Source organism: Vibrio sp. 1F279, assembly GCF_041439815.1.
GTDB lineage: Bacteria > Pseudomonadota > Gammaproteobacteria > Enterobacterales > Vibrionaceae > Vibrio > Vibrio tasmaniensis_A.
This window is the reverse complement of the sequence record NZ_JBGOOU010000060.1, coordinates 1-12,184: the sequence shown is the minus strand read 5'-3', so window position 1 is coordinate 12,184 and position 12,184 is coordinate 1. Positions and strand designations below refer to the sequence as shown.

Below are 12,184 nucleotides of genomic sequence, written 5' to 3'. Positions count from 1 at the left end.
TGGATGTCACAGGATTGAATAAAGACGAACTAGCACAACTTTCTCATTAGCCGAGAAAGTATAAAGCCTTGCTAGTTTAAGGGCGAGGCTCCTGCTTTACGAAGACAACCCTCACGAATAGCGCTATCACTTCGCTTTCTGCTATAAAATTGCTCGATTCCGGCCCAACTTGATGTGAGACATGCCTAGCTCTCGTTACGCTCAACTCTCATTCTTTTGACGACACGAACGACCGTTCGTGGTGACACTCCCACAAACTTAGCTGTTTCATTGATGCTCATCTCCTTAAGAACTCGAAGTTTGTAGATTTGTTCGTGCAACTCTAAATCGGGCCTTCTTCCTCGATACTTGCCCATTGTCTTAGCTTTATCTATGCCTTCCTTTTGGCGTCGACGTCGATCTTCGTAATCTTTACGAGAAATCGCCGCGAGCATATCCATCATCATGTTATTGATCGCTTTAATCATCGAATTCGTGAACTCATCGGATATTTCAGGAGCCATGGCGATGTGACTAGTTGGTAAATCCAAGCTAATGACTTTCAATTCCTTCTCGTACAGCATTTCTTTCAATTTAGACCAACTAGATTCATTTAGACGAGAGAGTCGATCAATCTGCTCAATCATGATCAAATCCCCTTTTTTAGCATCACTTAATAATTGCAGTAATTTAGGTCTTTGCAACGAAGCGCCAGATTCTTGCTCAACATACCAAGCAGCAATACGAAGTCCTTTTTGTTCAACAAATTCTGATAAGGTCTTTTTTGCTCTTTCTGCATCTTGTTCGATAGTTGATGCTCTTAAGTATCCAAATATGTACATAATTTTGATTAAGTGACTTTTAGGTTATGATCTAAATAGGTATGTCATTTATATTATGACATTTAATGGTTAGGTGCAATTTTCAACTAGTGACAATAAGGTATACCCAAACAACATACCCTCCTTCTCAAATTTAAAGTTTAATCATTGCTACAAGGAATAATAAAAATATGAAATGAGAAATCAAAGACTCAGCCAAATCCAAAAAGAGATATTAAGTTGTTTGGCAAAGGGATTCGTGAAGGGAGTCAAAGAAGGTAAGTCTACGGTGGTCAACCATGCTATTAACCAACTTCTTAGGAGAGAGGTCCCTCCAAACAACTTCCGCGTATCTTGTGAAATTATTGAGGAGCGAGGGCTAATCAGGCGCAAGAAAGTAAATTTAGATTGGTATATTAACATTACGCCCGAAGTATTTGATAAAGCACTTTAAGGGCTAGGGTTTATAAATAGAGGTGTATATAGAGTCATTTACACCACAATTTCCGCCTCCGCTGAAATATGAAGAAGCGCATCTTGCTGTATTACAATGGAATCAGGGGGCGATTACGAGCCGAGGAATGCATGTCGACCGATTTCCTAACAAGCCGCTTTACCAAAGTAGTCAATAGCCTACGGAGCAAGATATCAAGCACACAATCAACAAAGAGTTAGGGTTCAGTCGGACAACTGTGTAATCAATTATTAGTAAGCTTAATTACAAGCCTGTGCTTTAGATTTAAGCCAAAATACTAAAATCACCAAGTACACAATCATGTTGATCAGTAATGCTGCCTGTTAAAGTCGTTTCGCAGTATGAAAATTTAATATTCATATCATCCACGTTTCCGCTCACTAACACGTGGCGCCTTAAAACATCACCATTAAGTTGGTGAATAATCCCACCCCAAGAGAGGTTATCTTTAAATAAATTAAATGTGATCTTCATACTATTCCTATTTATTATTTATCGTTTTTTTCTTTTGTTGTTGAAACCAAAAAAGTTTACGGCCTGTTGTTCGAGACATGGTTGATCCTTATTTATTTTCGTTAGATATAACGAAGCTAGCAGTCTTTTAGAGATACTACTATTGAGATATATTAATAATTTTATTTATAAAAACGAAGTAAATAAGAAACGTAACGACAAATACAAAAAGTATTGGGAGAATATTGGATATTTTCGTGGGGAGTTATAAATAAGTACTCTAAGATGGGGGGAAGTGACGCAAGCGGTATCTCCGCTCGCGCCTACTTAAAATCTTATGCAGCTACAACGTTTGCAGCTTGAAGACCTTTTTGGCCTTGCTCTACTTCGAAAGACACTTGTTGGCCTTCTTTAAGAGTCTTGAAACCTTCAGATGCGATAGCACGGAAGTGAACGAATACGTCAGCACCGCCGTTGTCTTGAGTTAGAAAACCAAAACCTTTCTCTTCGTTAAACCATTTTACTACGCCATTTGTTTTGTTAGACATATTGTGTCCCTTATATAAGATAAAAATTAATCGCAAAATGCGATGCGCTGAGAGCTGGAATTATTTAATGTATCTATGAAGCTAAGGGAAACACTGAGGAAAACAACAATAACGAGGAATTCTGAGGGTTTTACTTTTACAACTTGATGTTTCATTTAATAACTCTGAACAACAGAGCGATGACATTATTATCCATTATCTCGTTTTTGTAAAGGTTTAATTTGAAGTTAACATATATCTTCCTGCTGCCCTGCAAAATACGATTTTTTACAAATTCACCTACACTTTTATCCCGAGACCTTATAAACAGTCGTCCGACTACACCCTAACTCTTTACTGAGCTCAGTTTATTCATGCCTTGGTTTGCAATCTCTTGAATGAGTTGGTGAGCGTCTTAGAGGTGCCTCCCTTCTGAGCGCGCGCTCTTGCCCACATCACTGTTAATATCCAAATCGCCCAAGTAATGAAAGACCAAACCGGCTTTCTTTCTCGCTAGCTGCTCAGCAATTTGCAAAGCATCAATGGTATTACGATCAAAATACGGTCGACTTTAGTAACGTGAATAACATCCCCTTCCCTCGCAAAGTCCAGCAACAGGTTAAGCAGTTCTCTCTCTGGGGATTCCCCCCCCCTCGCTTGCTCTTGGTGAATTTTTCATAACCTATAGCTTTAACCTGTTCAAGTTGAACGTCGAGCGTTTGGTCTTGAATACTGACACGGACATAGCCAATTTTCATGAAATGAACCCTAAAGTGAACATTAAGATAGTTTTAATTAAGTGTACATATACATTTAAAAGACTAACTGGACAGTTCTGAGAGGGGTAACAAGTCGTATCCACTAAATTACACCTTTATGGACACGCCATTGGATTAACCGTATAACTAAAATCATACAAATCAGTTAAAGCGTTAGATTCGTTTATAATGAACGAAAAGGAGAATATTATGCAATCACTTACTGCTAATACAGCTAAAACTAAATTTGGCGATTTACTAATGAAGGCTCAACGTGAACCCGTACAAATCAATAAGAACGGTTCACCGGTTGCGGTGATGATGTCTTGTGAAGAATATGAGCAACTTGAAGCCCTGAAATTGATGGTGGTGAAATCGCGCTTCGAACAAGCAGAGGCCGATTTTCTATCAGATAACCTAGTCGACGGTGACGATTTCATGAATGCACTTGACCAAGGTAAATTTGATTAATGACGCAATATAAGCTTTCTTATGCAGCGCAGTCTGATCTCATTGATATTCGTCGCTATACATTAGAGCGATGGGGGCAAACACAATGGACCACTTACTTTTCAGAACTAAAGTAATCAATGGAATTACTGGCTAGCAATAAGTTGATCGGCATAGAAGTTTCAGAGTTGGGCCAAGACTACTTCCGCTTTCCTTCGAAGCACCATGTGATTTACTACATTCGAAAACAAGAGCTCCTCATTATTGCAGCCGTTTTTGGTAAGCACATGTCTCCCGCCAAACACTTTTCATAACTCTCTTAACCCTTAGCTTCATATAGTCACGCAGCGTACTCGGCGCTTCACCCTCTCGGCTTGGCCCTTCAGTCTTCCGAGAATCATTCCGTTTTTCTTTCTGGCGGCGAGCGCTTCCTTCGTTCTCAGCGAGATCAACTCACGCTCGATTTCTGCCGCAATTCCTAGCACCTTAGCGGTGATATGAGATTGCCTCGAGCCATATAACTGTAAGTTTTCCTTTGCAATATAGACATTAATTTTCTTTTTCATGCACACTTCGAGTACCTCTAGTACTTGTAACGTTGAACGTGCAATTCGACTGACTTCAGTAAACACAATGCAATCTCCGCTCGTCATCCCCTCTACTAACACACCTAACTTAAGTGGTCGCCATTTTATCTTGCCTATCAAGCCAAAGTGGGCAGCCAAGCACACCGATTTTAAGCATCATCCCCAACGACTCGCCCCTCGAGTTAGAGTTACTCCTACCAGCCCGTTCTGCTGGTTTTGTTCAACAAGGTGATACCGAGCCTAGGTTGCTCATTGCGAATGCGACAGCGATCGGGTTGCAACCTTCAATGTTAAAAGTGTCATATGCCAGTGAGATAAGCACTTCTAATACTAATGAAGGCCCAGACAAGAAGAGTGTTACATTATCGCTTGAGCGTGAATTCCCCCTCGATGATAAAGAACCAATAACCGGACGCTCTCACTCGCTGCTGCTTCAAGCTCAGTTGCAATGCCGGCATCCACCTGTAGTAATCCGCTACAATAATGAAATAAACAACCAAACTGGGAGAATATTATGTTTCCATTTGAACTAAAAGTTAGCCATAGGACGGGACTCGGCAAAAGGCCAGACAGAAGTTTTTTACTTTTACCCAAATTTGGCAACAACCCCTATCCCCACCAACTTACCTCTAGATTTTTTGTAAAAAAGCACATTAGTTAAAAATTACTGTCATTCTAACTATCATAACCAAGACGGATTCCTACCATAAATGACGAGTTTATTCAGGTTACCAGCCGCGGTATTGAAGCTATTGGTCACCCTGGCTAATGCAGGGGCTTGAGGTCTGAACACTCTCCCTGAAGTTGCGGGTAGGTTGCGGACGTAGTTACCTGGCCAAGCAACCACTCTAGTATTTAGATGATTGGCTAAAGCCTGCCCTTGAGAAAACATGCTTCCTCCGGTCGCCCCGAAACAGGTTTGCAAATTAAACCTCTGAACGCTTCGCGCGCCCTCTGGTAGATACTCCGCAAGCCGTCCAGCTGTTTTAAAACCATCTGGCGTCATGGTTAACCCAATCCCCCCATGGCTGTAGACATAATCGTCGGCGCTCCTGTAGATAGCTGCTGTTCTTTGATAACCTGGTGAGCGCTGCCTTGTTATGGTCGTGAGATCTTCAAGAGGGGACCAATGTCTTAACTCAACCATCTCCATCGCTTGGCGTCGTGTAGCCATCAATGCTCTTCTGCTACGAGCCACCCCGATCCCTCTTCCTGCCCCAAACGTTACAAGGCCTATTACCGCCCCAATTCCCGCATTTAAAGCGGCATCTTTGGCACTTGAGCCAGTCGCCAATTCAAGACCAAAGCTAACTGCACTTGACACAGAAGCATCAGCAATCGCGAGGCCCACTTGTACACTGGTTTTTGCTCCCGTTGCTGCCGCGCCAAATCCTCCTGAGATAAAGCCAAGTGCGGCCCCAATCCCAACTTGTTCCCATTCAAAATGCGTATCCGTCACTATCGCACGAATTCCTTCTGCAGTTGCGGAGATGCCCGCCCCTAGAATTGCCCCTACAATCGCCCCTATAATTAAACTGGATATCGCAAACTTTCCGCTGGGATCACGCAAATTCACAGGATCGCCAAAACAATAGCTATAGGAGTTACTCCCTCCCTCTCCAAAAGGACTCAACACATCTGCAGAATGGAAGCGAGTCAAACCTGAACTATAAATCCGAAAACCATTGCCTAAATGATATAGCCCTGAACCAATGTCGCTAATCTCACGTTCGCCATTAAAACCTAACCGACTCTGAGAAAATTTAACAGGCACAATTAACCCTGAAGATTCAAATTTTGATTTAAAGGCTTCGCCAGCTAAGAGAAATCTTGGAGTAAAGTAAATAAACGGGGATAAAGCAGCCAATGAGGTGGAATACTTGATAAAAGTTCTTTTTGATAGATCTATATATCTTTGATTAACACCGGATGAACCATAATTCTTATTCATGATAAACATTTCCTCTATAAATCACGCCTTCACCTCAACCTTGTCCATAGGGGGTGTACATTTTGTATTCTGTCGAAATAGTATCATCGCCATGGTGTGAGGTTAGAGTAGCGATAGCACTATGTTGGGCGTTTCCTAGTAAGTATTGATGTTCAGCAAGATGCACCGAGGTATCATAATTTGAAGGGCTGATATTAAACTTGAGGTACGAAGAAATAGTACGGTCCGTCCATAAACCACCCACGTTATGGTAACAAGTGTGCCATCCATCGTATAATTCGTTGACTATCTGGTCACCTTGATAATAAAGCTCCATCTTGGGTTCGTCTTGCCCAATTTGCGCCACTACACGCCCTTGAGCGTCGTATTCGAATTGATAAGACTTGTTGTTAATAGGCAGAGAAGTTGAATTCAATTGACCAAGAGCGTCATAATGATAAAGCGCCCCCCGCTCATCTTTAGTTATGTTTCCTGATGTGTCATAAGTTAAGTTAGCCGATTCAGAGTAGCTAATGTGGGTATTAGAGATTGACGTAAGACGCACCACGTCATCAGTATCATAAGTATATGTACAAATATTGTCGGTACCGTCTGAAAAAAACGTGATAAGTTTGGTTATATTGCCGTACAAGTCATAACTATATTGCTGTCGAATGATTTTGTTGCCAAATGTATCTTTGGGGTGTTCAAAGCCATCACACTGATAATCAACTAGTCGATGGAAATCATCGTATGACATTTTTTCAACCGTTGTTTTGTTGTCTCTTTCGAGTGTCTTTAGGCTGATTTGAAGTTCATCGTTATAAACTTGTTGCAAAGAAAACTGTAATTGAGAGTTTAGATGAACACTTCTTTTCGTTTCTAGTCCGACATCGTTTAATTCTAGTTTAATTTGAAGGTGATCATTTCCCCTATAAGTATCACATCCGACCAAGCGACTATAGTGATCATAATTTAAAGTGCTGAATGTATGGACACTCTCATTATTCGAATCTTGCTTAATATATTCGATATAAAACATTCTTCCGTAGCGGTCATAGCTGTATCTAACGACGTTACCAAAATAATCGTGCTTAAAATCCAGCCTGCCTGAAAGGTGATATTGTTCAAAGCTAAAAAGTCTAACAGACGTATTGGGGAAAAACGCCATCTCCTCTCTCGTCATCCCATCTTTAAAGTACACATAAGCACTGATGAGATTTTTATTCTCTGCACGTACTAGATGACCAGATTTTGCGTCGTAGTGATAGGTGACATTCAACGCTTCGTTGCCTGAAACATTATAGGCCGTGGCTTTCTTCAAATACTTATTGTACGTTATCTCGAGTTCATTACCATCCGCCATAACAACCCTCGTGGGAATTGGAGAAGCCCCGCTAAAAGACTGTTTTTCAGTTCCAGAACTCGACACTTCAGATACCATGCGAGATAGCCCGTCATACACCCTAATCCCAATGGTTTTATTATTAACACTGGTTTCAACAGGCAAAAGATCATGGCTGTAACGGACGTATTTTTTTGATATTTCAAGCGTTTCACCATCGTAGATTTGACGTGTTGAAACAACTCGGTCTGCGGTATCATAGGTGTATTCAACAGTATGACTTTTCTGGTCTGTGCTCGACACCAAGTTGCCTAAGGCATCATAAGTATTCTGGAAAAACGCTAACCGTTTCCCATGACTGTTGAGCAGCTCCTTTGTTAATAAGTTACCCATTAAATCAAAAGAACGAATTTCTGAAAGCAAACCTTGTATCGAATAGTTTATAGTCATCTTGACGGGGTTTTGCTTGATGACTTCTATCCTTCCCTCTGGGTGGGTGATTTTACTAAGGTTGCCTCTGGCATCGTATTCGTAGTTAGTTACCATTGAAGAACTGGTCGAAAAGTTATCAAATTCTTGCTGCTCAATCAATTGACCCAGGCTGTTATAGCTGAGTTCACTCAACACGATGAGTTGACCATTAAGATCACTTCGTTTTGTCTTAATGACCTTGCCTGCATTGTTGTAGTCTTCGACGCTTTGGATACCGGTAGGCTCTATGCTCTTCAATTGATTGAGCCCATCACCAACACGATAGACATACTTCACTACCGCTTCATAATCCGTCCCTTCCGCCTTTATCTCTCGAGTCCGCCTACCAAGAAGATCGTATCGACAACTTGAGATAACTCCTTCACTATCGACCCACTGAACGGCTTCACCACTCTTTAAATCATGCTTGACTTGGGTGGTAACGACTAAATTATCATGTGTTGTTAGTGCGCTTGTAATTTCAACATCTTGGTCGGTATAACGGTACGACAAGTCCTTTCGTGAAACAAAATCATTGATAAAAGTAGAGGTTTTTTGTAATTGACCATGAGTAAGCTCTTCAACATTGTTAAAGTAAACATAATCTACACGACTCAGAGAGCTCTCTTCATGTTTAAGGACGACAAAGTTGCCTCCTCCGATGCGGGGTAAGGATTGGTAGGTGAAGACACTTTTCCTCTCTTGTTCATGACTAGTAATAGAGGAAGCTGGCTGGAAAGTTTCTTCCTGCAGGAAGGCAACAAACCCATTAGGCTCTGGAGGGCATGCTTGACCCTCTCCTGAAGAGGTGTAATAGACTCGCTTCGTTTGATCACCATTTATCTCTCGAATTAAGGTTTGATTCCCATAATCATCGTACTGATACTTATGGACAAACGTTCTAGAATCAGAATCTTCATAGTGAGTTTCATGTTTTTCCTTCAGAAATGAGTAATTGGCTGGTTGATGCTCAATACTGGTATTTATCTCCGCGTAATAAACGTACTCTTCTTTTCTGTAAAGAACCTCATTGTGGCGATATTCTATAGATTTTTGTAAATGATATTTATTATAAGACCGTGTTATGGATTGCGTGCTATTTATTTTCTCGACACTACTATACTCATAGTCACTCCTAGATTTGAATAGAGTATCTTCTCCATTGACGAACGCGGCTTCACTAGCAAAACCGAGATAGTTTTTATCTGAATAAGTATAGTTTGTTACTCGGTCAGGTTGATTATTCCCAGCGACAAATCGATGCATAGTCACATAAGGGACTTTACTGACCGGCCCACCGCTCGGAAAGCTGTGCCCTTCATTTTGGTAAGTGAGGATTTCTTTCAGGCCACTGGGATGAGAAAAGACTGTCAGGAGATCATAGTTAATATTACTCAGGTATTCGTACTCAAAAGTGATATTCGACTCGTCATCAGGTAAATGAAGCGTTGTTAATCTTTTATAAATACCATTGCTTTCTTTATCAACAACCAGTGTTTGATAGGTTTCTCCACCTACAACCTGTGTGACCGTTGTTTTTAAGTCTTCAGACCAATAATCTATCCGTAATTCTCTTCCTGAGCCATCCGTTATTTTCCACAATTTGCTAGTTTGGTCACTCTCTCTATAGTGGAATGTTGTTTCCAAGCCTTGGATGGAGGTGATCTTTTTCAAGGCTCCCGTTTCATAGTCTATCGATTCTACAATCCCACTTTTATAGATAACATTAATTTCATTATTACTGAGAGAATAGAGTAACTTAATATCTTTAATTTTTCTGTATGGGAGTTTATATTCATTAGTCTGATGATTATAAATCGCTTTATAATTTTGGCCTGAGCTCAGGTAAATAATACTATCTTCTTTTTCAAAACGACTGAAAGAAAGAAGCCAGCCTCTCCCAAACCCTTCATCTCGAACACTTTCGGCACGATAGTTTAATACCAAGGAAATGGGAGAACCTACGGTTTTATGTGATAGAAAATCAGCGAGCCTTATTGAACATATATAAGCCCCAGTCCTAGGATCGACACCTGAATTATTAATAATTGAGAAGTTATGTGCATTCGATAAAAAAGACATTTTATTAATCACCTATTAATTATGTTCACTATGTATTCTTCTTAAATAGTACCCTTCCTCGAAATAATCATTGTAGCTAGTTCTTGAAAAACTAAAGTATCCTCTATTGCCAAATTTATCTTCGAAATACACTATTTTTCCATCAGGACTAATACTTTGGTTCCAGTCATAGGGAGGAAATGCTTTAGAGATGTTAGCAGAGTTGCTGCTGTAAATACCGCGCCCAAATGAGCTGACGAATATAATGGCCTCATCTGTATTGAGATCGCCATAGACAACCCGGTCTTTCCAGCCAGTGTCATAGGTAGTTGAAAATGGTATGTTGATATGGCCAGCATCTGTATCATATATCCAGTATAAGGCGGAAGAGGACTGGCTGTTGCTATAAGTCCCCAGCAACCTATGGTGGTCATTATTAAATCTCAGCCCCCCTTCTTGCCAAACTTTCTGGAGCGTAAAATTGTTAGGCTTATACTTCTTGAGATGAAGAATGGCCCCATCACTCCATCCGCTATTGCTTGTTTCGTAGGTAAAATCTGAACTGGTAAAGGTTCTTGGGGTCAACAATTCGACGATGGCAGAAGATTTGTTTGTGGTTCCATTACAAGTATTTTGGGTAAGAGATTCACCAGTGATATTATTGGTGGCCGTCGCTTGGACACACAGATGATAAACATCTGCACGGTTACCTGAAACAAACTTAGAAACACTCCTATAGCCTTCTCTTCGTCTGTTTCGGTTACTTCCATCCTCAAGCCTGATATCTAATACATACCCGCTGTGAGAATCTGAGACGGAGAGCGAGTCAATCGTTTCCGCCGTATAGAGTTTTTTGAGACTTGCATTGTCAAACGTGTAATTAGATTTCAACTGATAATAAATTTCAATTTCGGCCTGCATTCTATTATTGGCGTATATTTTAGAATTTGGCGATAAATTCACATAGGTGCCTTCAAGATAAAGCCTCGAAAAAGGTTCCTCTCTAGGTCCAGTGGAAGAGCAAAAAGCGCTATTAATATTAAATAAAAAAGCGAGTAAACATAGTTTTTTAAATGAATTTGTTTTTAGAAATTTCATATAATATATCCCATATTTGACCACCATGAAAATATATATTTAATCATTATTTTTATAATAATTAATTTATAATTTATAATGAAAAATTTAGAAAAGCGCAGTAATAATGTATGTACAGAAGAGAGTTTTAACGAATCCCGCCCTCTGGCCAACTTTGAGTTCAAATGGAAAAACTTCGCCCTAACCTCCTTCTTTGGTGTGTTCGCTGGTATGCCTCTACGACTTTGAGCTCTGCCAATCTAAGTTATACGTTGGCCGAACACGGCATCCTTGTTAATCGTTCTACGATTTACAGCTGATTGGGGTCTTGAACACATTTCCCCGAAAAATTCATCCTCCATCTAATTAGTAGACGATTTGGGAATCTTGCATGCCAATAGCGGAACTGGTTACATCTCAACAGAAAAATGTCCTCAGCAGTACTCATGTTCTTTAGGTTTGAAGCTCGTTACTTGATGGATTAGAGGTTGATATCGAAAGGGAAGTCCCACAAGATCCGTTGAGAGCAGTGTTTTATTTTCTCATTATTTGCTCCCGGCCAGCTTCCATGACAGTAACCATCAACGATCTCATATGTCGTTTTTTTCTTTTTCCTATTTTGCTCAGAACCCCAGCAGAACACATCACTTGATTTGGCATTCACACATGCTCAGATTGTTACGGTGTTCACCTTAACTTCGCCGATCCCGCCTAGAACCTCTCCCTTTAACGCCCTCCTTAATTCGTGAAAGGGCGACCTTAGCCTACGTCAGACGTGATAAACCTTATAGCTCTTAGTCTTCTACAACGGCAAAAGGCAAATCATACGCTCCTTTTTGCATAACCTTTCGGCATAATTAAACCTAATTCTAGGTCGGAAAACCCCAAGCGGGCTAATTGAACTGGCCCCAAGTTTAGAGAGAGCTTTACCTGCCCTGATTCGAAAAGAAGAAATCTGAGGGTTGGGTGGTAACACTCACTCGATTACGACTTATGTCTTCCTCTGGCATAGAACTAGCAGATTCTCCCACTAAGTATTAGGCTCGTCCCTCTGCCGTGTATTGGACTCGCCCCGAAGGAGCCTCTGTCGCGTTTCTACTTCGCTTTCTACTTCGGATTAAAGAAGTTATTAAAGCCTTGGTGAAGATTAAGCACAGATTGCTGGAAGGCGATTGAATCATATTACTTCAACCATTGGTATTTACGCGATTTCTTGGCAACTGCAAGTAGTGGCTTGATGTCCTTTTTAG

The 12,184-nt window shown here is 40.7% G+C and carries 8 protein-coding genes and 3 pseudogenes; 3 read left to right on the top strand and 8 right to left on the bottom strand.

Annotated elements, in window-relative coordinates; genetic code table 11:
- Positions 1–185 precede the first annotated feature (185 nt).
- Entirely contained in the window at positions 186–821 is a 636-nt protein-coding gene (locus ACED60_RS24275) for a recombinase family protein (RefSeq protein ID WP_017103703.1), read from the bottom strand.
- Between the two features lie 175 nt (positions 822–996).
- Between ACED60_RS24275 and ACED60_RS24270 the strand changes: the two genes are divergently transcribed.
- Complete coding sequence (locus ACED60_RS24270) at positions 997–1,254, top strand: hypothetical protein (protein ID WP_016800084.1); 258 nt, start codon at positions 997–999, stop codon at positions 1,252–1,254.
- Between the two features lie 285 nt (positions 1,255–1,539).
- Here ACED60_RS24270 and ACED60_RS24265 read toward each other — a convergent pair whose 3' ends face one another.
- From ACED60_RS24265 to ACED60_RS24255, 3 genes and pseudogenes are all read right to left on the bottom strand, one after another.
- The gene (locus tag ACED60_RS24265) at positions 1,540–1,749 is read right to left on the bottom strand and encodes a hypothetical protein (RefSeq protein WP_016800083.1); all 210 of its coding nucleotides are present in this window, start codon (positions 1,747–1,749) and stop codon (positions 1,540–1,542) included.
- 314 nt (positions 1,750–2,063) lie between these two features.
- Complete coding sequence (locus tag ACED60_RS24260; protein ID WP_102258025.1) at positions 2,064–2,276, bottom strand: cold-shock protein; 213 nt, start codon at positions 2,274–2,276, stop codon at positions 2,064–2,066.
- Between the two features lie 287 nt (positions 2,277–2,563).
- Positions 2,564–3,013, bottom strand: a pseudogene (locus ACED60_RS24255) (recombinase family protein).
- 210 nt (positions 3,014–3,223) lie between these two features.
- Between ACED60_RS24255 and ACED60_RS24250 the strand changes: the two are divergent.
- Both ACED60_RS24250 and ACED60_RS24245 read left to right on the top strand, forming a co-directional pair.
- Positions 3,224–3,484, top strand: coding sequence for a type II toxin-antitoxin system Phd/YefM family antitoxin (locus ACED60_RS24250; protein ID WP_017101801.1), 261 nt, complete (start codon positions 3,224–3,226; stop codon positions 3,482–3,484).
- A pseudogene (locus ACED60_RS24245) lies at positions 3,484–3,777 on the top strand (type II toxin-antitoxin system RelE/ParE family toxin). Before ACED60_RS24250 ends, ACED60_RS24245 begins: the two are co-directional and overlap by 1 nt.
- Before the next feature lie 45 nt (positions 3,778–3,822).
- On the opposite strand, the pseudogene ACED60_RS24240 reads toward ACED60_RS24245, so the two are convergent.
- From ACED60_RS24240 to ACED60_RS24225, 4 genes and pseudogenes are all read right to left on the bottom strand, one after another.
- Positions 3,823–4,164 (bottom strand): annotated as a pseudogene (locus ACED60_RS24240) (recombinase family protein); the annotation flags it as partial.
- A gap of 568 nt (positions 4,165–4,732) precedes the next feature.
- Positions 4,733–6,001 (bottom strand): RHS repeat-associated core domain-containing protein, encoded by a 1,269-nt coding sequence (locus ACED60_RS24235; RefSeq protein ID WP_016800081.1) that lies wholly within the window; start codon positions 5,999–6,001, stop codon positions 4,733–4,735.
- Positions 6,002–6,035: 34 nt separating this feature from the next.
- Positions 6,036–9,878, bottom strand: coding sequence for an RHS repeat protein (locus ACED60_RS24230; RefSeq protein ID WP_017101797.1), 3,843 nt, complete (start codon positions 9,876–9,878; stop codon positions 6,036–6,038).
- 15 nt (positions 9,879–9,893) lie between these two features.
- A complete protein-coding gene (locus ACED60_RS24225) occupies positions 9,894–10,955 on the bottom strand; it encodes a hypothetical protein (RefSeq protein WP_017101796.1) in 1,062 nt (353 codons plus the stop codon).
- Between the last annotated feature and the right edge of the window lie 1,229 nt (positions 10,956–12,184).